This window comes from Streptomyces sp. NPDC053048 (assembly GCF_044547045.1).
Lineage (GTDB): Bacteria > Actinomycetota > Actinomycetes > Streptomycetales > Streptomycetaceae > Streptomyces.
In genome coordinates, this window is record NZ_JBITZS010000017.1 from 26,421 (window position 1) to 49,261 (window position 22,841).

Genomic DNA, 22,841 nt, shown 5'->3' on the forward strand with positions numbered 1-22,841 from the left:
ATGCCCTGGTAATTGGCATTTATTCGATAAGACTGAGTTTTGTGACAGTGAACGGGAGCGGAATCCTCACCGCACGGGTCGGCGTGATCGTCATCGGCTACAACGACGCCGCGCACATCGGCCACGCCGTGCGCTCCGCTCTCGCCCAGGGGCCGGCCGTCGCCGAGGTCATCGCCGTGGACGACGCCTCCACGGACCGCACCGCCGCCGTACTCGACCGCATCGCCGCCGACGAGCCGCGGCTGAAGGTCATCCACCGCACCGTCAACAGCGGTGGCTGCGGCACCCCGCGCAACGACGGCGTCCGGGCCGCGACAGCGCCGTATGTGATGTTCCTGGACAGCGACGACGCCCTGCCCCACGGCGCGGCCTCCGCCCTCCTGGACGCCGCGCTGCGTCACGACGCGCCCGTGGCGGCGGGCCTGTGCGTGCGCCGCGAACTGCCCCGGCGGCGCGACACCCTCTGGCAGGCCTCCCTCTACCGGAGGCCCTCCGTGCACGGCTCCCCCGAGGAGCACCCGGCGCTGCTGCGGGACACGCTGTGCGTCAACAAGCTCTACGCGCGCTCCTTTCTCACCGGGCACGGCATCACCTTTCCCGAAGGCCCCTTCCACTACGAGGACTTCGTCTTCAGTGCCCAGGTCCTCGCCGCCGCCCCGCGCGTCGCGACCGTGCCCGACGCCGTCTACATCTGGCACGTCCGGCGGGACGCTGCCCGCCCCTCGATCTCCCTCGACCGCGAGCGGGTCACCAACTGGCAGGCCCGGGTGCGGGCCCATCAGCGGGGGGTGGAGGTCTTCCGGGAGGCGGGCAACGCACCGCTCGCCCACGCCGCGCGCGTCAAGTTCCTCGACCACGACCTGCGCATGTACGTCCGCGAACTGCCCGGCCACGGGCCCGGCTACCGCCGCGCGTGGTGGCTGACGGCCCGCGACTGCCTGGCCGCCTTCGACGAGGCCGACCTGCGGGCCGCCCGCGCCCCCGCCCGCTGGATCGCCCGGGTGGTCCTGGCCGCGCCGGCCCCCCGCGACCTGGACCGCCTCGCCCAGCTGGCCGCGGGCCCGGCCCGGCTTCTCCCGCCGTACGCCGAGGTGGCGGGCCGAGCGGTGTGGGCGGCCGATCTGCCGCAGGTCCACCTCGACGGTCTCGTCGGCCCCGGCGCCAAACCGGCCCGCCGCCTCCCGGTGACCATCGACGCAAGCCTGTGCCCCCGCGCGAGGTCGCGCACGGGACTGCGGCTGCGCGTGCACGACCTCTACGGCCGCCTGGCGGCCGCCCGCCCGCACACCGCCGACATCGAACTGCGGCTCCGCGACGGGCACGCGGTGATGGAATCCGCCGTGCCGCTGGTGGCCGACGACGGTGCCTGGAGGGCGCGCATGACCGTCGACCTTTCCGAGCTGGCCGCCCGTGGCCGTGACGTCACCGACGCCCCCCAGGCCTGGGACATCCGCGTCCGGGTCCACTGCACGCACGGCGGCACCCTGCGCACGGCACTGCGGGCGGCCGGGGGCGACATGCGCCCGGTGGCCCTGCCCAGCGCCCGGCACGGGCTGCTGGTGGCACAGCCCTACGCCACCGCGAGCGGATCGCTGGCCCTGCGCCTCGCGCCCGGCGTGCGGTGTGCGGTCGGCGTCGCCCTGCGCAGGCTCCGCCGGTCCGCGCGCGGGCGCCGGCCGCAAGGCCACCCGGATCCTTCGTAGCAACGCCACGACACCGCGCTCCCCCGTCACCCAGCTCATCGGTCGATCTCCTCGAACAGCGCCTCCCACCGGTCCAGCACCGCCGGCAGCGCCAGCGGCGCCACGTGCTCGCGCGCCGCGCGTCCGTAGCGCTCGCGCAGCGCCCCGTCCCCCATCAGCTCCTGCAGCGCGTCCGCGAACGCGGCCGTGTCGCCGTGCGGGACGAGCGTGCCCGTACGGCCGTGGCCGACGAGTTCGCGTACTCCGCCCGACAGGTCGAAGCTCACGCAGGGCACCCCGGCGGCGGAGGCCTCGGCGAGGGCCATGGGGCGGCCCTCGCGCTCGCTGGTGAGGGCCAGGACGGACAGCTCCCGGTAGGCGGCGGCCATGTCCTGGACGCTGCCGCGGAAGCGGACCCGGTCGCCGATCCCCAGGTGCTCCGCCCGCGCCCGGAGCTCCGCCTCGCAGGGGCCGTCACCGAAGAGGTGCAGCTCCCAGCCCTCGTGCCGGGCGCCGGCCGTGGCGAAGGCGTCGAGCAGCCGGTCCAGGCGCTTGACGGGTTCGAGCCGGCCGACCGCGCCGACGCGCCGGGTGTCCAGGGGGGCGGGGGCGAGGGGGGTGAACGGCAGCGGGTTGGGCATCACGCCGGCGTTCGGCAGCCGCCGACGGCGGAACTCGGCCGCGTCCGGCTCGCTCAGGAACAGCGCCTTCTCCAGCTCCGGGTAGTGGCGCAGGATCAGCTGCAGGTTGACGGAGGCACGGGCCTGGGCGAAGGACTCGTGGTACTGGCCGATCGCCTTGAGCCCCGGTGGCCGGCCGACGCCGTCGAGCCAGACCGCGGCCCAGGGTGAGCCGATGACGACGTAGCCCTCGCGGGCGGCCGCCAGGCGCCGGGCCAGCAGCCGCCGGGCGCGGCCGCGCTCGGCCCGTTCGGCGTGGGCCGAGCGCAGCCGTGCCGGGTGCAGCCGCTCGGCGAGGGAGACGGCCTGCCGGGCCGGAGGGGCCGGCGAGCGGTGGAGGGTGGTGCGGCGGTAGGCCGGGTCGGCGAGGTAGGTGTGCGGCTCGGGGCTCGGCCGGATGCCGATCAGCTCGACGTCGTGGCCGCGCTCGGCGAAGCCCTGGGCGAGGGTGTGCAGCACCCGCTGGGAGCCGCCCATGGAATCGACGTCGATGCCGAGCAGAAGGACGGTGCGCGGGCTCACCGGGCGCTCCCCTCGAAGAACAGATCGGCCACGGCCTTGCTCGACCGCCCGGTCTCCAGCGGATTGAACCTGGCCTGGAACGCGGCGTGGGCCCCCGCCCACTGCTCGCGCACCGCCTTCAGGTCCCTCAGCGCCGCGGTCAGTTCGCCGGTCGTGGCGAGCATCGGGCCGGGGGCGATCTCCGCCAGGTCGTAGTACGTGCCGCGCGAGACGGAGCGGTAGTCCTCGTAGTCGTCGGCGTAGAGGAAGATGGGCCGTCCCAGGTTGGCGTAGTCGAACATCACCGACGAGTAGTCCGTGAGCAGCGCGTCGGAGGCGAGCATCAGGTCGTTGAGGTCGGTGAACTCCCGTCCGTCGCGCAGGGCGTGGCCCAGCTCGCGGGGCACGGTGAAGCGTTCGTAGTAGTGCGGGCGGACCACGATCGTCCATTCCTCCCCGACCACGCGCACCAGCTCCGCGAGGTCCACCCGGACCGACTCGCCGCTGCCGCGCGCCCCGTCACGGAAGGTCGGCGCGTACAGCAACACTTGGCGGTCGTGCGGGATCTGCAGCCGCTCCCGGGCGGCGGCCGCACGGTCGCGCTGTTCGGGGTCGTTCCACCGGACGAGCACGTCGTTGCGGGGCAGTCCGGTGCGCAACAACTCGCCGGTGTACGCGTTGGCCCGGACGAAGGTGTGCTCGAACTCCGCGCTGGGGCAGATCAGGGCGTCCCAGCGGTTCACCATCTCGCGGTGCTCTCTGCGTCGTTCGGGGTGGGCGAGGCGCAGCTCGGGGGTGTCGAAGCCCATGTGCTTGAACGCCTGGCCGTGCCAGGTCTGCAGATAGCGGGTGCCGGGCCGTTTGGTGAACAGCACCGGGAAGCCGTGCGAGTCCACCCAGTAGCGCGCGCGGGCGACCGTACGGGCGTACTCCCAGCTGCCCCGTCTGATCAGCTCCACCCCCTCGGGATAGGAGGAACGGCTGCCGCTGTACGACCAGACGGCGCGCAGCGGGAGCCCGCGACGCAGCAGTTCCTCGTGGAGGTAGCGGGGGCTGTCCGCGTAGCCGCGGCCCTCCAGGGCCTCGAAGACGACGAGTCCGTCGTCGATGGGCAGCTTCTGCAGCTCGTGGTAGGCCAGGGCCTTGGCGCCGGGCCCGGTCGTCCTGCGGGCGAGCCGCTGGGCGCCGCGCAGCACGGGCCCCAGGCGGGGCGCGGCGCTCTCGGCGTGCCCCAGGGCGCCCGTGCGCTCCCACGCGAGCTCGAGGCGGCCCGCGCCGCGCCCCTCGCACGCCACCCGCACCCGGTGCCGTCCGGTCCCGACCCGCAGCGGGGGCAGCCCGGCGGGGGCCAGCAGCGGGTCGGTGCGGGTCAGCCCCAGCCGGTCCAGCGTGATCACGGGATGCCGCCGACCCCGGAACCCCTTGAGCCCCACCGACACCCGCCGCAGGTCGAGCTCGACGTCGGCGGTCCGCACGCCCGCGCCCGCGTCCGGGCCGCCGCTGTCCTCGGCCGGCGCGTACCGGAAGGGAACGGCGAGCGGCTCCCCGGACGCGGCGACGCGTAGCTCCGCCGTGACCGGCACAGGCCCGCTCAGCAGCCGCCCCGGGTCGTAGGTGCGCAGGGCGATCCGCAGCCGGGCCCCGGAGCGCTGGAGCGCGGCCACCTCGTGCCGCAGCGGCCCGGTACCGAAGGGCTGCTCGCCGAGCCGCCATTCGCCGATGTCCAGTGCGGCGGCGGCCCGTTGGTCCTCGGGCGGGGCCGCGCCCCAGTGGACGCGCCCCTCGTCGTCCCCGACGGCATGGCGTGGGGCGAGCCGCGGGCGGTCCAGAGTGCGGGCGCACTCCGCGGCCTCCTCCAGCCGCCCCTCCATCAGCAGGTACTGACAGATCCGCTGCTCGCGCGGGATGGCCTCGAACGCCTCCGGCGCGATCCGGGCCAGGTAGGGGGTGACGGTGGCGGCGAACTCCTCGGTCCACCGGCGGTCCCGGAAGGGCAGGTCGCCGAGGTAGAGACGGAAGTCGTGCCGGAGGAACTTCGCGTCCTTCGCCGGTGCGAGGTCGGCGTTGCCCGTCTCCTGGAGGAAGTCGTCGATGAGCCGGGCCACCCCGACCCGGTCGGCCACGTTCTGGATCTTGTGGCGGCTGGAGGAGATGGACGGACCGGCGGCCGGGTCGCCGGCGAGCCGCCAGGTGTAGACGGACCAGGGCACGACGGCGAAGGCGCGGGCCAGGGTGAAGGCCTTGGCGGTGAAGAGCTGGTCCTCGTAGTGCAGGTCCTCGGGGAAGCGCAGGCGGTGCCGGGCGATGAAACCGGCCCGGTAGAGCTTGTTGGTGGACAGGTGGTCGAGGAAGTACTCCGGGGCGGTGCGGATGCCCTCGACGAGGCGGACGTCCTCGAAGAGTTCGGGGTACCACAGGCCCGTGGCGCCGGTCTCCTCGAAGAGCCGGGTGACCTCGCCGGTGACGAAGTCGGCGCCCGTCTCCTCGGCGGTCAGCAGCAGTGACTTGCAGGAGTGGTAGGGCAGTTCGTCGTCGCTGTCGAGGAACATCACATGGGGCGCACGGGCCGCCTCGATGCCGGCGTTGCGGGGCGCGCCGCATCCGCCGCTGTTGGACGCGAGCCTCAGAAGGCGCACCCGGGGGTCGGACGCGGCGAGCTCCCTGGCGACCGACGGCGTGGCGTCCGTCGAGCAGTCGTCGACGACGATCACTTCCAGATTGCGCAGCGACTGCCCGAGCACGGACCGCACGGCGCGCGGCAGCCTCTCGGCGTCGTTGTAAACGATCACGACGACACTGACGTCGGCGTCGGAACCGGCGTCGGGAACACTCGCGTCGGCGGCGGGCACGGGTCACCTCACTTCCGGGTCGGGCGGACGGGAGTCGGCTGAATCCACCGGGCCGGCTCCGCACAGCGAGTAATTTTCGCTACTGACAGTTACAACACCGTCGGCCCGCCGTTGGTTGCGCCCCCGCCAGGCCACCAGCGCCAGGACCCCCGCCAGCCCCCCGAACATCACGATGTCCTTGAACGCGTGCCGTTGCGCCGATTCCAGCCCCGGCCACGGCACCCCGCCCAACTGCGGCACCAGCGGCATCCAGAACCACACCGAGCGCACCGCTGTCCCCGGCACCACCGCCGACGCCACCAGCGAAGGGACCACGACCAGCGCGTAGTTGAGGAACGACGGCCGTGACACCACGAACGCGGCCAGCATCAGCAACGACGCGCACTCCACCAGCCGGGCCCCCGTCTCCCCTCCGTTCCGCCACCGCAGCCGGGCGCAGTACAGCACCGCCACCGCGGCCACCGCCGCCAGCCCGAACGCCAAGTGCTGCGGCACCCCCAGCCGGGGCAGCACCGACGGCCAGGAGGCGTCGTACGGGCGTGCGTACGCGTCCTGACCGTGCAACAGGAACGGCAGCGTCCGGGTGAGGAACAGGCCGGGCCTGGGCATCGCCGAGGCCGCTGCCAGCGACACCCCGGCCAGGACGGCCACCGCCCAGCCCAGCGCCCGCCACCGCCGGGCCAGGACGAACAGCATCAGCAGCGGCACCAGCATCGGCTTGAGCGCGATCGCCGCCCCGATCACCGCGCCCGCCGCGCACCAGCGCCCCCGCCGCGCCAGCAGCAGCGCCGCGGGGAACGCCACCACCGAGGCCGCCGTCCAGTTCCCCAGGAAGACCAGGCTGTGGAAGGGCAGGAACAGCGCGATCCCCACCATCAGCGCCGCCCCGAGCCGGCTGTCCGGCCGTACGTCGAAGATCCGCAGCGCCAGCACCGCGCCCACCGCCACCAGCACCCCGGTCACCACCGGCACCGCGTAGAACAGCACCCGCTCGGAGACCAGCGTCTGCGGCAGCGCCGCGAACACCGCTCCCGGCAGGTACAGGAACCGCTTGTCCGCGTACGGCGAGCCGCCCTCCAGCATGGCCCGCGCCGCGCGCACCACGACCGCGTTGTCGATGCCGATGCGGTCCTTGGCGTACGGACGGATCGAGCTCAGCACGAACAGCAGCAGCGCGGCCACCGCCACCGGCCACGAGACCCGGACGCGCAGCCACCGGGCCAGGCCGTCGCCGGCGGAACCACGGCACTCGACGGCCGCGAAGCCGCCCGGGAGCCCGCCGGAGGACGAGAGCCCGCTGGAGGACGAGGGTCCACCGGAGGACGAGAGCCCACCGGAGGACGAAGGCCCACCCGCTGACGAGCTCCCACCGGCTGACGAGGTTCCGCGGTCCGCGCTCACCGGCCGACGACCTCCAGCAGCGTGAGCCCCCTGGGCCCCCGGCCCGCCGCCCGCACCGCGGGGTCGTCCACGGGCAGGCCCGGCCTGCCGTTCTTCTGCAGCACCCATCGCACGCCGTACTCCTTGAGGATGCCGAGCCGTTCGGCCCGGGTGGTGGCAGGGGCGAAGTAGCGCCGGGTGGCGGCCCGGCGCCGTTTCTCGTCGGGAAGGAACACGTCGGGGTAGGCGGGCGCGACGGTGTACGGGCCGTAGGCGGGGAGCGTGCGCAGCGCGTAGTAGTCGTCCGTCATCACGGTCGCGCCCCTGGGCACCTTCGCCGCCGCCCAGCCGATCCGCGGCCACAGGGTGAGCGCCCGCACGTCGCGCAGCACCGGCGGGACGGCTTCCGCGCGCAGGACGTACGACAGGACCCCGGCCTGTGCCCACGCCCCCGCCAGCAGGGCGGCCGCCGTCGCCGCGACGGGCAGCCGGCGCCACCACCACTCGCCCTGTCCGCCGCGTCCGGCGGCACCCGCGGCCTCGGTGACCTCGAGGGCGAGCGCGAGCTGGGCGGCGAGCAGCGGGGCGGGCAGCACCCGTCCCCACGCGTAGTGTCCGCTCACCCATCCGGCGGCGAACACCGCGGTGCCCAGTGCGAACAGCAGGACCAGCGGATCCCGGCGGTCCCGCCGCAGGCGCACGGCCAGGGCCACGACGCCCAGGGCCGTCAGGCAGAACTTCTCGGCCGGCCCCTCGTACAGCTGCCGGTGGACGGAATCCAGCCCGCCGCCGCCCGCCAGCGCGAGGAAGGAGTAGTACGGCCAGCACAGCGGCCCCGCCACCGCCACGCAGGCCCCCGCCGCCACCCGCCGCCACACCACCCCGTCCGGCCACGGCCGGGCCCCCAGCAGCACGGCCAGCACACCCAGCACGGCGACCGCCCCGGTGAACTGATGGCACAGCAGCACCCCCCGCGAGCAGCGCCCCCAGCCCCACGAAGCCCGGCCACCCCCAGCCCGCCGTCAGTGCCCGGCGCAGCAGCGCCCACAGGTGGAGGGCGAGCCCCAGGGCGAAGGTGCTGGGGTAGGCGAGGGTCAGGCTCAGCGAGGTCAGACCCGGCAGCCCGCTCCAGGCGAACAGCCGCACCCCGTACAGCAGCAGCACGCACAGCAGCGCGAGCGGCACCGCACCGCGCCTGCGGCTGAACGTACGGACGAAGGCGGCGACCCCCGTGCCGAGGAGGACGAGGCCGGCGAGCCCCGCCAGCCGCAGCACCGCGAAGGTGCTCCAGCCGCTCGCCGTCGCCAGCAGGGCGAGGGCGACCGTCCAGGGCGAGTAGTAGGGGCTGGCCGTGTCCTCGTCGACCAGGGGGTTGCCCGGATGGAGCAGGTCCGTGCGCAGCCGCTCCAGGACCGCTCCGTGCATGCCGAGGTCGCCGGACCACGGCAGCCGCACCACCATGAGCAGCAGCAGCGCGGCCAGCAGCAGCACGGCGGCGGCCGCCGCCCGGTGCGCGGCCCGCGCGGTGCTGAGCGAGGCGGTCCCCGTCACGGGTCAGCGGGCCGGCCGGCCGGACTTCGCCGCGCGCAGCGCCTTCGACCGCAGCCGCCAGGGCATGGCGACGGACTCGAGCTGCACCGCCAGGTTCATCTTCGACTCCCCGGCGGCGCGGTCCTCGAAGTGGATGGGCACCTCCACGACGGTGAAGCCGGCCCGCAGGGCGCGGTACTTCATCTCGACCTGGAAGCTGTAGCCGGCACTGTCGACGGAGGCGAGGTCGATGGCCCGCAGCGCGTCCGCGCTCCAGAGGTTGAAGCCGCCGGTGATGTCGCGGACGCGGGTGCCGAGGATGCCGCTGGCGTAGGCGTTGGCCCAGCGCGAGAGCAGCTTGCGGTGGGCGCCCCAGGCGTCGGAGAGTGTGCCGCCGGGCACGTACCGGCTGCCGACGACGACGTCCGCGCCGGTGGCCAGGGCGACGCCGAGCAGCTCTCCGACCCGGTCGGCCGGGTGGCTGCCGTCGGCGTCCATCTGCAGGACGTACGCGGCGCCCTCGGTGACGGCCCGGTCCATGCCGGCCGCGTACGCGCGGCCGAGGCCGTCCTTGGCGGTGCGGTGCAGTACCCCCATGCGGTCGCGACCGGGCTCGTTGTACTTCTCGGCCAGCTGCTCGGCGATGGTGCCGGTGCCGTCCGGGCTGTTGTCGTCGACGACCAGCAGGCGCAGGCCCGGCAGGGGCAGGGCCATCAGCGCCTCGGCCATGGTGGGCAGGTTCTGTGCCTCGTTGTAGGTGGGCATCACCACGGTCAGCGGGGTGCGGCCCCATTCCGCGGGGAGCGGTTTCGCGTGGGCGGGGTTGCGAGGGGCGCTCATGGGCTGCGGTTCCTTGTCAGTACGACCGGCGGGGAGCCACGACCGGTGGGTGCGGATGGGCGGGTGAGGGGTCACACGGCGGAGAAGCGGATGGCGGCGTCGGGGATGGCCGTGCCGCACCAGATGCGGGCGCCCTCGCGCAGCTCGTTGTCCGCGCCGATCTCGGAGTGGTCACCGATGACCGCGCCGTCGAGCACCGTGCGGGGGCCGACCCGGGCGCCGGTGCCGACCATGGAGGCCCGCACGCGCGCGTGGGCCTCGATACGGGCCCCGTCGAGGACCACGGAGCCCTGGACATCGGCGCCGGCCGCGATGCGGGCCCCGGCGCCGACGACCGTGCCGCCGCCGAGCCTGGCCCCGCTCTCCACGTGCGCTCCGGGCAGCACGAGGTGCTCCCCGGGCTCGCCGGGAACGGCCGGGGATCGGACGATGCCGCGCACGAGGTCGGCGGAGGCCTGGACGAAGGAGGCGGGGCGGCCCACGTCCAGCCAGTACGAGGCGTCGACCACGCCGTGCAGCAGCGCGCCGGCGGCGAGCAGCCCGGGGAAGGTCTCCCGTTCGACGGAGACCGGGCGGCCGGAGGGAATGGCGTCGGCGATCTCGCGCCGGAAGACGTAGCAGCCGGCGTTGATCTGGTCTGTGACGATCTCTTCCGGTCGCTGCGGCTTCTCGGTGAAGGCGAGGACGCGTCCGTCGCCGTCGGTGGGCACGAGGCCGAACGCCCCGGGGGAGGCGACGCGGGTGAGGTGGAGGGTGACGTCGGCCTGCGCCCGCTCGTGGCGCAGGAGCAGGCCGCGGATGTCGACGCCGGTGAGGATGTCGCCGTTGAAGACGAGCACGGGATCACGGGGCCCGCCGTCCAGTGCCCGGACGGCGTGGCGGATGGCGCCGCCGGTGCCCAGGGGCTCGTCCTCGTGGACGTAGGTGAGCCGCAGTCCGTGCGCGGAGCCGTCGCCGAAGTAGGGCTCGAACACCTCGGCGAGGTAGGAGGTGGCGAGGACGACGTGCTCGACGCCGGCGGCTCTGGCGCGGGCCAGCTGGTGGGCGAGGAAGGGCACCCCGGCGGCCGGGACCATGGGCTTGGGCGTGTTGATGGTGAGCGGCTGGAGCCGAGTGCCCTTGCCGCCGACGAGCAGTACCGCCTCTGTCATGCCAGTTCCTCGCCCATAGTGGTCCCACGGTCGCACAGTGTCAGTTTTTGCGGCAATTTACACTACAATCGGTTGTCTACGTGAAATGTCCGCTAGGCGTGGCGACCGTATCGGGAGATGCCCTTGCGACCGACGCAATCGAGGGGGACAGGCGCACGCGGCCGGGACCGCCTGATGGCTCTCGGCCGGGAATTCGCGAAGTTCGGCACGGTCGGCGGACTGGGGATCTTCGTCAACCTCGGCGTCTTCAACGTGTGCCGGGGGGCCACCGGACTGCCGGTCGTGCGCTGCAGCGTCGTCGCGACGACCGTCGCCATCGCGTTCAACTACCTGGGCCTGCGGTACTTCACCTACCGGGACCGCGACAAGAGCCACCGCAGCAGAGAGGTCGTCCTCTTCGCCGCCTTCAGCGGCGTCGGGCTCGTCATCGAGAACGGCATCCTCTACATCGCCACCTACGGCTTCGGCTGGGCGAGCCCGTTTCTCAGCAACGTCTTCAAGTTCCTGGGCATCGCCACGGCCACCCTGTTCCGCTTCTGGTCCTACCGGGCGTGGGTCTTCCGGGCCCTGCCCCGCCGCGGGCCGCGGCGGGGCCGCCCGCCCGGCGGGAAGGACGACGGCGATCCCGGCGGCGATCCTGAGGGACGTCACGGCAATCCCGGCGGACGTCACGGCGAGCCGTCGAACAGCACGAGCAACCCGGCCGCGTACCAACCCGAGACCACCGCACCTCCACCGTAGAGACAGATCCGCACCCCAAGCGGAGCACGCGCGAGCGGCCGGGCCGCCAACAGCAGCAGAACCGGCAGGAACGGCAGCATGAAGCGTGGCTTCGAGAACTGCGAGCCGGGCGTCCCCATCATCAGCAGCCAGGCCATGCCGACCAGTACCGCCAGCTGCCACGGCACGCTCCGGTCCAGCGCCAGGGCCAGCGCCCCCACCGCCGTCAGCAGCACCACCGCGAACACCGCCACGTGGCGGACGTCGTCGACCTCCCCGTCCCGGTAGAGCAGGACCTCCCACAGGAAGCGGACCGTGCCGCTGCCGAAGTCGAAGGACTGTCCCCACGCCCGCTCCGCCTCGAACCAGCCGTCCCAGCGCCCCACCCTGCTGCCCAGGTACAGCCAGCCCGCCAGCAGCCCCAGCGGCGCCAGCGCCAGCGCCGCCCACGGGCGCCAGCCGTCCCGGCGCCGCAGCACCGCCCAGCCGGCCGCCACCACCAGCGTGGCGATCAGCACGGTGGCCGTCGGGCGCACCGCCCCGGCCAGCGCGCACAGCACACCGGCGGTCAGCCAGCGGCCCGCCAGCAGGGCCACCAGGGCCCACAGCAGGAACGCGCTGAAGACCGCCTCCGAGTAGGGCACCCACAGCGCGAAGGCGTACGGGGAGCAGGACCACAGCGCCACGCACGCGTACCCGGCGCCGACGCCCGCCCCGACCGCCCGCACGAGCGTGAACACCCCGGCCGCGGCCACCGCCGCGGCGCACCACGACAGGAGCATCCCGGCGTACGCGAACGGCAGCGTGGTGACCAGGTGCGTGCCGCGGATCAGGGCGGGCACGAGCGGGAAGAACGCCAGCCGGCTGTACTCGGGCGTGCCGTCGGGGCGGTAGGCGATGGAGCCCGGATAGCCGTGCTCGGCGACGTGCAGGTAGTTGCCGCTGTCCCAGCGGTGCAGCAGCCAGCGCACGTCGTGCCCGAGGCGTTCGTTGATCAGCAGCATCACGGTGCAGCCGACGGCCGCCACGGCCAGATGGAGGGCCACCGCGAGGGCCGTCTCCCGGCGCGCCGGGGTGGACACAAGCCGTGGAACGACGGTCATCCGTCTCTCTTAGCACGCGAAAGGGGCGACTCCGGGGGTTTTCCCCGGAGCCGCCCCTTTCATACCGATGCGGAGGGTGAGCCTCAGCCGTGCGTGCGCAGCAGCGTGCGCATCGTGCGCATCGCCACCGACAGGTTGGCCAGGTCGAAGGCGTCCGAACCCCGGATCTCGTCCAGCGTCGTGCGCGCCCGGCTCAGGATCGCGGCGTTGCGCTCCTCCCACTCCCGGAACCGCTCCTCCGGCGTGGAGGAGCCGTTGCCGGCCGACAGGACCTCGGCGGTGAGGGCCGCGTGGGCGGCGTAGAGGTCCTCACGGATGGAGGCACGGGCCATGGACTGCCAGCGGTCGGCACGCGGCAGCTCGATGATCCGGTCCATCAGCTGGCTGATGTGCAGCCGGTCGCCCAGGTCGTAGTAGACCTCGGCCACGCTCAGCGACTCCTTGCCCGTGCGGTCGGCCGTGGCGACGATGTCCAGGGCCGGGAAGACGGACGAGAAGCCCGCGACGCGCACCGCCAGCTCGTCGGGCACCTCGGCGGCGACGAGCTCGTCGTGGATGGACTGCCACCACTCGATGTCCGCACCGCGCAGCAGCTTGGGCAGCTCCGCCCAGACCGCCTCCACGCCGTCGCGGAAGAACTCGATGGTCTCCGCCAGCTGCAGCGGCTGCGGCCGGTTGTTGAGCAGCCAGCGCGTGCCGCGCTCGACCAGGCGGCGCGAGTGCAGCCGGATGCGGGTCTGGACGTCGGCGGCGACCGCGTTGTCGAGCGCCTCGACGGCGTCCCACACGCCGTTCAGGCCGAAGATCTCACGGGCCGCGGTCTGCGCCCGGACGATCTCCTCCAGCGAGGCCCCGGTCTCCTCCCGCAGCCGGTGCAGGAAGGTCGAGCCGCCGGTGTTGACGGTGTCGTTGACCAGGATGGTCGTGATGATCTCGCGGCGCAGCGCGTGGTTGTCGATCTGCTCGCCGAACGAGCGGCGCAGCGCCCCGGGGAAGTAGGCGTAGAGCAGCCGCTGCAGGTACGCGTCGTCGGGCAGCTCGGTGCCCAGCAGCTCCTCGGCCGTGGTGATCTTGATGTACGCGAGCAGGACGGCCAGCTCGGGCTGGGTCAGCCCGCGCCCGGCGGACAGCCGCTCGCGGATCTGCCGGTCGCTGGGCAGGAACTCCAGCGCGCGGTCCAGGTGACCCTCGCGGGTGAGCCGGCGCATGATCCGCTGGTGGGCGTGGAGCAGGCTCGTGGCCTGCTCGACACCGTTGGCCAGGGCGACGTTCTGCGCGTAGTTGTTGCGCAGCACCAGCTCGCCGACCTCGTCGGTCATCTCCGCGAGCAGCTTGTTGCGCTGCTTGACGGTCATGTCGCCGTCGATGACGAGCGTGTTGAGCAGGATCTTGATGTTCACCTCGTGGTCCGAGGTGTCCACGCCGGCGCTGTTGTCGATGGCGTCGGTGTTGACCCGGCCGCCGGTGGACTCCGGTCCGCCGGACAGCGCGAACTCGATGCGGCCGAGCTGGGTCAGGCCCAGGTTGCCGCCCTCGCCGACGACCTTGACGCGCAGGTCCTGGCCGTCGACGCGGATGGCGTCGTTGGCCTTGTCGCCGACATCGGTGTGCGACTCGGTGGACGCCTTGACGTACGTACCGATGCCGCCGTTCCACAGCAGGTCGACGGGCGAGCTGAGGATGGCCTTCATCAGCTCGGCGGGGGTCATCTTGGTGATGCCCGGCTCGATGCCGAGGGCCTGCCGTACGTGCGCGTTGACCGGGATCGACTTGGCGCTGCGCGGGTGGATGCCACCGCCCGCGGACAGCAGGGAGGTGTCGTAGTCGGCCCAGGAGGAGCGCGGCAGCTCGAACAGCCGGCGGCGCTCGGCGTAGGAGACGGCCGCGTCCGGGGTCGGGTCGAGGAAGATGTGCCGGTGGTCGAAGGCGGCGACCAGGCGGATGTGCTCGGAGAGCAGCATGCCGTTGCCGAACACGTCGCCGGACATGTCGCCGACGCCGACGACCGTGAAGTCCTCGGTCTGGGTGTTGTGGCCGAGCTCGCGGAAGTGGCGCTTGACGGACTCCCAGGCACCGCGGGCGGTGATGCCCATGCCCTTGTGGTCGTAGCCGGCCGAGCCGCCGGAGGCGAAGGCGTCGCCCAGCCAGAAGCCGTAGGAGACGGCGACCTCGTTGGCGATGTCGGAGAAGGTCGCGGTGCCCTTGTCGGCGGCGACGACGAGGTAGGTGTCGTCCTCGTCATGGCGGACGACGTCCTTGGGCGGCACGACCTCGCCACCGACCATGTTGTCGGTGATGTCGAGCAGACCGGAGATGAAGGTCTTGTACGAGGCGATGCCCTCGGCCAGCCACGCGTCGCGGTCCACGGACGGGTCCGGCAGCCGCTTGCCGACGAAGCCGCCCTTGGCGCCGACCGGCACGATGACGGTGTTCTTCACCATCTGCGCCTTGACCAGGCCCAGGATCTCGGTGCGGAAGTCCTCACGCCGGTCGGACCAGCGCAGGCCACCGCGGGCGACCTTGCCGAAGCGCAGGTGCACGCCCTCCACGCGCGGGGAGTAGACCCAGATCTCGAAGGCCGGGCGCGGTGCGGGCAGGTCGGGGATGGCCTGCGGGTCCAGCTTGATCGAGAGGTACGCGTGCGGCTCGCCCGCACTCGTGCGCTGGAAGTGGTTGGTGCGCAGGGTGGCCTTGATGACGGTGAGGAAGGAGCGCAGGATGCGGTCCTCGTCCAGGCTCGCCACCTGGTCGAGGGCGCCGTCCAGCTCCTCCTCCAGGCCGTCGATCAGCTCGGTGCCGGCGCGCTGGAGGGCCGGGGACATCCGGGCCTCGAACAGGTTGACCAGCAGCCGGGTGGTGTGGACGTTGTTGCTGAGGGTGTCCTCCATGTACGCCTGGCTGAAGGTCGTACCGGCCTGGCGCAGGTACTTGGCGTACGCCCGCAGCACCATCGCCTGCCGCCAGTCGAGACCGGCCTGCAGGACGAGCTTGTTGAAGTTGTCGTTCTCCGCGGCGCCGGTCCACACGGCCGCGAAGGCCTCCTGGAAGCGGCTGCGGGCGTCGTCGCCCACGATGTTCTCGGGCAGGCGCAGCCCGAAGTCGTAGATCCAGGCGGTGGTCCGGTCCGAGCAGCGCAGCTCGTAGGGGCGCTCGTCGACGACCTCGACGCCGAGCCGGTGCAGGACCGGCAGGACGGCGGAGAGCGAGACCGGCTCGCCCGTGCGGTAGATCTTGAAGCGGCGCTCGCCGGGGACCGCGCCGACCGGCTCGTAGAGGCTGAGGTCGAAGTCGCGGTCGCCGCCGGCCGACGTCAGCTGCTCCAGGTGACCGAGGTCGGAGACGGCGCTGCGCGGGTTGTGGTCGGCCTTGTAGCCCTCGGGGAAGGCCTGGCCGTAGCGGCGCAGCAGTTCGGCGGCGCGCTCCTCGCCCACCTCGGCGGTCAGCGTCTCGGCGAAGCCGTCGGCCCAGGAGCGGGCGGCCTCGACCAGGCGGGCCTCGATGCGCTCGACGTCGGCGTCGGACAGGTCGGGCAGGGCGGCGCCGGGCTCGACGCGGACGACGAAGTGCAGCCGGGAGAGGACCGACTCGGTGTTCCAGGCGGTGAAGTCGACGCTGGTGCCGCCGAGCTCCTCCTTGAGGATGTCGATCAGGCGCAGCCGGACGCCGGTGGTGTAGCGGTCGCGCGGCAGGTAGACCAGGGCGGAGAAGTAGCGCCCGTACTCGTCGCGCCGCAGGTACAGCCGCAGCCGGCGGCGCTCCTGCAGGTAGAGCACGCTGGTGGCGATGGCGCGCAGCTGGTCGGCCTGGGTCTGGAACAGCTCGTCGCGCGGGTAGGTCTCCAGGATCTGGAGCAGGTCGCGGCCGTCGTGGCTGTCGGGGCTGAAACCGGCGTCCGCCAGGACCTTGGCGACCTTGCGGCGGATGACCGGCACGCGGCGGACGGACTCGGTGTACGCGGCCGAGGAGAACAGGCCCAGGAAGCGCCGCTCGCCGACCACGTTGCCGTCGGCGTCGAACTTCTTCACCCCGACGTAGTCGAGGTAGGACGGGCGGTGCACGGTGGCGCGGCTGTTGGCCTTGGTAAGGACGAGCAGCTTGTGCTCGCGGGCCTTGGCGCGGGCGTCCGCCGGCAGCCGGTTGAAGGAGGTCGAGGACGGGCGCGAGAGGGGCGCGTGGTGGCCGTCGTGGTGCCCGTCGGGGGTGTGGGAGGGGTCGGAGCGCAGGATGCCCAGACCGGTGCCGGGAACGGCCGTGAGGACGTCCTCCTCCTCGCCGTCGGTGGCGACCCTCGTCAGGTCGTACTCGCGGTAGCCGAGGAAGGTGAAGTGGTCGGCGGCCAGCCAGCGCAGCAGCTCGCGGGCCTCGTCGATCTCGGTCTCGGCGACGTCGGCCGTCGGCTCGTCCGCCAGCCCGTCGGCGATGCGCAGCGCGGCGTCGCGCATCTTGCCCCAGTCCTCGACGGTCTCGCGGACGTCGGACAGGACGCGCAGCAGGTCGACGGAGATCTGCTTGAGGTCGTCGCGGTCGGTCTCGCGGTCGATCTCGACGTGGATCCAGGACTCGACGAGCGCGTCGTGCGGCAGCTCGGCGTCCTTGCCGGTGCCGTGGGCGTCGCAGGCGGAGCCCAGCACCTCGAGGAGGCGGCCGGTGACGTCACGGCGGACGACGACCTGCGGGTGGATGACGACGTGGATGCCGCGGTTCTGGCGGGAGAGCTCGTTGGTGACGGAGTCGACCAGGAAGGGCATGTCGTCGGTGACGACCTCGACGACGGAGTGGCTGGACGTCCAGCCGTTCTCCTCCACCGTCGGGGTGTGGACGCGGACGTTCGCGGTGCCTTGCGGCCGGTTCTCGGCCAGGCGGTAGTGCGAGAGCGCCGCACCGTAGATGTCGACCGGATCGCGTCCGGTGAGGTCCTCGGGGGCGGTGTGCAGGTAATAGCGCTGGAGGTAGGCGGTCAGGGTCTCGTGGTCGAGCCCGCCCTCGCCCTTGGGCCCGCCCGGTTGCGGCCCCCCGGCCGGACCGGTTTCAGCGACGCGGGCCGCCCGTTCGAGCAACTCGGCCTTGGCTTCGTCCAGCTTGGTCTGCATGTCCTCTGGCTCCTGTCGCGCGCCGTTGCGAGACATAGGTGGTGATGGCGTCACGCCACGACGCGGGGTCTCCGGTCGTCTTCGACGTTATGCCGGGATGCGCGGTGACCGGGGCGTTCTCGGTGAAGTTCATGGGAAACGCCCGGTTCCGGGGACCAGCGGCGACCCGGGCACGGTGGCGGCCCGGGAGCAGGACAGAGGCGTCGTCGCCCCTGCTGGATATCGCGCTGATCACCTGGTAAGGCTATCGCTCTTCCCCCGGATGACGTCACGAGCTGCTTTCGTACAAATCCTGGGGCAGAACTTTGACGCTCTGGACAGCGACGGCTCAGCCGACGAGGCGCTCGGCCTCGGCGACGGCCTCCACCAGGCTGTCCACCACCGGAACCCCAGCCTCCGCCAGCGACTCCCGGCTGTGCGACCCGCCCGTGTACAGCACCGCGTGCGCGCCGACGTGGGCGGCCGCGACGGCGTCGTCCACCGCGTCGCCGATGACCACCGTGCGCCGGGCGCTCACCCCCTCCAGACCCGCAACATGGCGGGCCATGTGCTCCGCCTTGCTGCCGCCCGAAGGGCCCATGCGCCCGTCCACCCGGATGAATCTGCGCTCGATCCCGAAGCCCCGCACCAGCGGCAGCAGGTCCTCGTGCCCGTACATCGACAGGATCGACTGCGTCCCGCCCGTCTCCTGCCAGCGCTCCAGCAGCGACTCGGCGCCGTCCGCGAGCGAGCAGCGTATGTGGTGGTCCAGGTAGTGCCGGTGGAAGACCACGTCCATGTGGTCCCACTCGGCCTGGGTGGGCAGGCGGCCCATCAGCCGCTCGTAGAAGCGCGGGATCGGCACGCAGTACAGCTCCCGGTACCGGGCCAGGGTGATGGGCTCCAGGCCGATCTCGGCGAAGGCGGCGTTCGTCGCCGACATCACCGCGTCGATGTCGTGGAACAGCGTGCCGTTCCAGTCCCACACAATGTGTGCCGCCTGCTTGCCCATGCTCCGCATCCCCATGCCAAGACCGTACCCGGGGGGTGTGACAACGCCCCCTGGACCGGCGTCCTCGGACCGGTGCCGTCGGACGAGTGCCCTCGGACCGGTGTCAGATCAGGTTCGGGATCTCCTGCACCCCGAACCACATCAGCTCGTGGTCCTCGGCCCCGTCCACCGTGAACTGCGCGTCGTCGTCCCCCTGGTCCGCCGCGCCCAGCGCGGCGGCCGCGGCGGCCACGTCCTCCTCCGCGTCGCCTGAGTCGACGTGCACGGCCGCCGCCTTCTTCAGCGGCACGGGGCCGGCCAGCCGCACCCCGCCGAGCGCCGACGGGTCCAGGCCGCGCTCCGGGTCGATGGTCACCGCGCCGTCGGGCACGTCCACCGCGACCACCACGCGCCGCCGCGGGGCCTGCGGCTCGGCGGCCAGCCGCCGCAGCGAGCCCTGGGCGGCACGGCCGAGCGCCGCGTACTCCAGCTCCTCGATGTCCTCGGAGAGGTACCACTCGCGCAGCGCGGGAGTGACGGCGTAGGCGTCCAGCTCCGCCGGGCCCAGCTCGCCCGCCTTGTACACCTCGGCGAGACCGGGGAGGGTCAGGGGGACGTAGACGCGCATGACCGCCGCTTTCCTGGTGACTGAGGGCTTACGAACAGTGCTGCCAGCATACGGGCGCGAGTCCCCCTTCGAAGTGCCGGTCACCCCCGACGGCCCGCCCCGCCAGAACCCGGTGTCGCGCCTTCCGCCCGTCCGGCACGGCCCCGCTCCCCCGGATAGGTGAATGCGGACGGCCGCTCCGGCGCCCCGGCCGCGCCCTTGCCGCCCTCCGAAAACGGCCGGTAGAAGATCACCGATCCGGCTACCGCCCGGTACGGAACACCGGGCCCGGCACCTCGGGGGGCGAGCGCGATGCACAGGACGAGAAGCGGTCTCAGGAGCGCGCCACCACGGCGCACGGACACCCGCCGTCCGGCGGCCGACCTGGCGGCCCGCCGCCGCGAGCGCGAGCGGCAGCACCCGCGCTACTGGTTCGCCGAACGGCTGCTGCTCACCCTCAGCGGACAGCGCCCGGTGCACTGGATGCTCGGCTACGCCCTCGGCCCGGCCTACGACCAGCTGGCCGAACTGGCACCGTACGCGCCCCTGCGCCCCGCGCCGCCCGGCCGCGCCGTCCCGGTCGTGAGCCGCTGCGGCGAGTTCCGGCCCCGCCCCGGGGTGATCGAGGCCTACGCCAGGATCACCTCCGGCGACCGGCTACGGGCGCTGGCCTTCCGTCTGGAGCACTGCCCGGACCTGCGCTGGCGGTGCTCGGCGGTCGAGCTGGGCGGGGCGGGACGGCCATGAGGACGGGCACAGTCGCGAGAGCCGACACGCCGGAGGGGCGGGACACACCGGTTGTCGCACCGGGTGTCCCGCCCCTCCGGGGCCGCTGTCGCGGACTACTTCTTGCGTCGGCGGCCGCCACCGCCGCTGCGCTGCGCCTTGCGGCGCTCGGCGCGGGTCAGGCCGTCCGCCTCGGAGCGGAACTCGCCCGGCTCGTCGTTGGTGAAGTCGCCCTCGACCACGCCGCCCTCACCGTCCACCGTGGGAGCGGAGAAGTGCAGGCGGTCGGGCCGCTGCGGGGCGTCGAGGCCCTTGGCGCGGATCTCCGGACGCGCGGCCGGCACCGTGTCCTGGACCTTCTCCAGGGACGGCCGCTCGGCGCTCTCGTCGACCGGGACCTCCTCCAGCTGCTGGTCGACCTGAACCTCCAGGTTGAACAGGTAGCCGACCGACTCCTCCTTGATGCCCTCCATCATGGCGGTGAACATGTCGAAGCCCTCGCGCTGGTACTCGACCAGCGGGTCCTTCTGGGCCATGGCCCGCAGGCCGATGCCCTCCTGGAGGTAGTCCATCTCGTAGAGGTGCTCACGCCACTTGCGGTCCAGGACGGACAGCACGACGCGGCGCTCCAGCTCACGCATGATGTCGGAGCCGAGCTGCTCCTCGCGGGCCGCGTACTGCTCGTTGATGTCGTCCTTGACGGACTCGCCGATGAACTCGGCGGTGATGCCCGCGCGGTCGCCGGCCGCGTCCTCCAGCTCCTCGATGGTCACGCGCACCGGGTAGAGCTGCTTGAACGCGCTCCACAGCCGCTCGAGGTCCCACTCCTCCGCGAAGCCCTCGACGGTCTCCTGGCGGATGTAGTCGTCGATGGTGTCGTCCATGAAGTGCTTGACCTGCTCGTGCAGGTCCTCGCCCTCCAGGACGCGGCGGCGCTCGGCGTAGATGACCTCGCGCTGACGGTTGAGGACCTCGTCGTACTTCAGGACGTTCTTGCGGGTCTCGAAGTTCTGCTGCTCGACCTGCGACTGGGCGGAGGCGATGGCGCGGGTGACCATCTTGTTCTCGATCGGCACGTCGTCGGGGACGTTGGCCATGGCCATCACGCGCTCGACCATCTGGGCCTTGAACAGGCGCATCAGGTCGTCGCCGAGGGAGAGGTAGAAGCGGGACTCGCCCGGGTCGCCCTGCCGGCCGGAACGGCCGCGCAGTTGGTTGTCGATGCGGCGGGACTCGTGGCGCTCGGTGCCCAGGACGTACAGGCCGCCCAGCGACTTGACCTCCTCGAACTCCTCCTTCACCGCGGCCTCGGCCTTCTTGAGGGCCGTGGGCAGCGCGGCCGCCCACTCCTCGACGTGCTCCACCGGGTCCAGGCCCATCTGGCGCAGCTCCGCCTCGGCGAGGTCGTCGGGGTTGCCGCCGAGCTTGATGTCCGTACCGCGGCCGGCCATGTTGGTGGCGACCGTGACGGCGCCCTTGCGGCCGGCCTGGGCAACGATGGACGCCTCGCGCTCGTGGTGCTTGGCGTTGAGGACCTCGTGCGGGATGCCGCGCTTGGCGAGCTGCTGCGAGAGGTACTCGGACTTCTCGACCGAGGTGGTGCCGACCAGGATCGGCTGGCCCTTCTCGTGCTTCTCGGCGATGTCCTCGACGACCGCGTTGAACTTGGCGATCTCGGTGCGGTAGATCAGGTCCGACTGGTCCTGGCGCAGCATCGGCCGGTTGGTCGGGATGGGCACCACGCCGAGCTTGTAGATCTGGTGGAACTCGGCGGCCTCGGTCATGGCCGTACCGGTCATACCGGACAGCTTGTCGTAGAGGCGGAAGAAGTTCTGCAGGGTGATCGTGGCGAGGGTCTGGTTCTCGTCCTTGATGTCCACCCCTTCCTTCGCCTCGATCGCCTGGTGCATGCCCTCGTTGTAGCGGCGGCCGGCGAGGATACGGCCGGTGTGCTCGTCGACGATCATGACTTCGCCGTCCATGACGACGTAGTCCTTGTCCTTCTTGAACAGTTCCTTCGCCTTGATGGCGTTGTTCAGATAGCCGACGAGGGGGGTGTTGACCGACTCGTAGAGGTTGTCGATGCCCAGCCAGTCCTCGACCTTGCCGACGCCGGCCTCGTGGATGGCGACCGTGCGCTTCTTCTCGTCGACCTCGTAGTCGCCGGTCTCCTCGATGCCCTTCTGCGGGTTGGCCGGCTCGCCCTTGGTCAGGCGGGTGACCAGCTTGGCGAAGTCGCCGTACCACTTGGTGGCCTGGTCGGCCGGGCCGGAGATGATCAGCGGCGTACGGGCCTCGTCGACCAGGATGGAGTCGACCTCGTCGACGACGGCGAAGTTGTGACCGCGCTGCACCAGCTCGTCCTGCGACCACGCCATGTTGTCGCGCAGGTAGTCGAAGCCGAACTCGTTGTTCGTGCCGTACGTGATGTCGCAGCCGTACTGCTCACGGCGCTGGGCCGGGGTCATGTTGGCGAGGATGCAGCCGACCGACAGACCCAGGAACTTGTGCACCCGGCCCATCAACTCGGAGTCGCGCTCGGCCAGGTAGTCGTTCACCGTGATCAGGTGGACGCCCTTGCCGGAGAGGGCGTTCAGATACGCGGGGAGGGTGCCGACGAGGGTCTTGCCCTCACCGGTCTTCATCTCCGCCACGTACCCGAGGTGCAGGGCGGCACCGCCCATGAGCTGCACGTCGTAGTGGCGCTGGCCGAGTACGCGCTTGGCGGCCTCGCGGACGGTCGCGAAGGCCTCGGGCAGCAGGTCGTCCAGGCTCTCTCCGTCGGCGTACCGCTGCTTGTACTCCTCGGTCAGGGCACGCAGCTCGGCGTCGGAGAGGTTGAGGAAGTCCTCTTCGATGGAATTGACCTGGTCCGCGATGCGGTGCAGCTTGCGCAGGATCTTGCCTTCTCCTGCACGCATGATCTTGCCGAAGACGGACACGTAGGCTGGCTCCTTGCCGGTCGGGCCTGGGCACGGTGGGGTGCGCGGGCACGACGGGACAGTCCCCGCC

General features: G+C 72.3%; 14 protein-coding genes. 3 read left to right on the forward strand and 11 right to left on the reverse strand.

Going from position 1 to position 22,841, the window contains the following annotated elements; genetic code table 11:
* Positions 1-41 precede the first annotated feature (41 nt).
* Positions 42-1,703, forward strand: a complete 1,662-nt coding sequence (locus ACIG36_RS32450; protein WP_399935894.1) for a glycosyltransferase — start codon at positions 42-44, stop codon at positions 1,701-1,703.
* A gap of 35 nt (positions 1,704-1,738) precedes the next feature.
* Here ACIG36_RS32450 and ACIG36_RS32455 read toward each other — a convergent pair whose 3' ends face one another.
* From ACIG36_RS32455 to ACIG36_RS32480, 6 genes are all read right to left on the reverse strand, one after another.
* Positions 1,739-2,884, reverse strand: coding sequence for a glycosyltransferase (locus tag ACIG36_RS32455; RefSeq protein WP_399935897.1), 1,146 nt, complete (start codon positions 2,882-2,884; stop codon positions 1,739-1,741).
* The gene (locus ACIG36_RS32460; protein WP_399935900.1) at positions 2,881-5,712 is read right to left on the reverse strand and encodes a CDP-glycerol glycerophosphotransferase family protein; all 2,832 of its coding nucleotides are present in this window, start codon (positions 5,710-5,712) and stop codon (positions 2,881-2,883) included. The genes ACIG36_RS32455 and ACIG36_RS32460 overlap by 4 nt, the downstream gene beginning before the upstream one ends.
* 3 nt (positions 5,713-5,715) lie before the next feature.
* The gene (locus ACIG36_RS32465) at positions 5,716-7,113 is read right to left on the reverse strand and encodes a glycosyltransferase family 87 protein (RefSeq protein ID WP_399935903.1); all 1,398 of its coding nucleotides are present in this window, start codon (positions 7,111-7,113) and stop codon (positions 5,716-5,718) included.
* Positions 7,110-8,060 (reverse strand): hypothetical protein, encoded by a 951-nt coding sequence (locus tag ACIG36_RS32470; RefSeq protein ID WP_399935906.1) that lies wholly within the window; start codon positions 8,058-8,060, stop codon positions 7,110-7,112. The genes ACIG36_RS32465 and ACIG36_RS32470 overlap by 4 nt, the downstream gene beginning before the upstream one ends.
* A gap of 586 nt (positions 8,061-8,646) precedes the next feature.
* Complete coding sequence (locus tag ACIG36_RS32475; RefSeq protein WP_399935909.1) at positions 8,647-9,462, reverse strand: polyprenol monophosphomannose synthase; 816 nt, start codon at positions 9,460-9,462, stop codon at positions 8,647-8,649.
* Between the two features lie 71 nt (positions 9,463-9,533).
* Positions 9,534-10,613, reverse strand: a complete 1,080-nt coding sequence (locus tag ACIG36_RS32480) for a sugar phosphate nucleotidyltransferase (RefSeq protein ID WP_399935912.1) — start codon at positions 10,611-10,613, stop codon at positions 9,534-9,536.
* 174 nt (positions 10,614-10,787) lie between these two features.
* On the opposite strand from ACIG36_RS32480, the gene ACIG36_RS32485 reads away from it, so the two are divergent.
* Positions 10,788-11,354: a GtrA family protein gene (locus tag ACIG36_RS32485; protein WP_399935915.1), complete on the forward strand. Its 567-nt coding sequence runs from the start codon at positions 10,788-10,790 to the stop codon at positions 11,352-11,354.
* On the opposite strand, the gene ACIG36_RS32490 is transcribed toward ACIG36_RS32485, so the two are convergent.
* From ACIG36_RS32490 to ACIG36_RS32505, 4 genes are all read right to left on the reverse strand, one after another.
* Complete coding sequence (locus ACIG36_RS32490; RefSeq protein WP_399935918.1) at positions 11,282-12,436, reverse strand: hypothetical protein; 1,155 nt, start codon at positions 12,434-12,436, stop codon at positions 11,282-11,284. The two genes, ACIG36_RS32485 and ACIG36_RS32490, sit on opposite strands and share 73 nt — an antisense overlap.
* An 83-nt stretch (positions 12,437-12,519) precedes the next feature.
* Positions 12,520-17,526 carry an NAD-glutamate dehydrogenase gene (locus ACIG36_RS32495; RefSeq protein WP_399935920.1) on the reverse strand — a complete coding sequence of 1,669 codons (5,007 nt, stop codon included), beginning with the start codon at positions 17,524-17,526 and terminating at the stop codon, positions 12,520-12,522.
* Between the two features lie 328 nt (positions 17,527-17,854).
* Positions 17,855-18,517 carry an HAD family hydrolase gene (locus ACIG36_RS32500; RefSeq protein ID WP_399935969.1) on the reverse strand — a complete coding sequence of 221 codons (663 nt, stop codon included), beginning with the start codon at positions 18,515-18,517 and terminating at the stop codon, positions 17,855-17,857.
* Positions 18,518-18,620: 103 nt separating this feature from the next.
* A complete protein-coding gene (locus ACIG36_RS32505) occupies positions 18,621-19,124 on the reverse strand; it encodes a DUF6912 family protein (protein ID WP_399935923.1) in 504 nt (167 codons plus the stop codon).
* 291 nt (positions 19,125-19,415) lie between these two features.
* Here ACIG36_RS32505 and ACIG36_RS32510 point away from each other — a divergent pair, with 291 nt between their 5' ends.
* Entirely contained in the window at positions 19,416-19,850 is a 435-nt protein-coding gene (locus ACIG36_RS32510; RefSeq protein ID WP_399935926.1) for an Rv3235 family protein, read from the forward strand.
* Positions 19,851-19,945: 95 nt separating this feature from the next.
* Here the strand turns inward: ACIG36_RS32510 and secA are convergent, their stop codons facing one another.
* Positions 19,946-22,771: a preprotein translocase subunit SecA gene (gene secA, locus ACIG36_RS32515; RefSeq protein WP_399935929.1), complete on the reverse strand. Its 2,826-nt coding sequence runs from the start codon at positions 22,769-22,771 to the stop codon at positions 19,946-19,948.
* Positions 22,772-22,841: the final 70 nt, after the last annotated feature.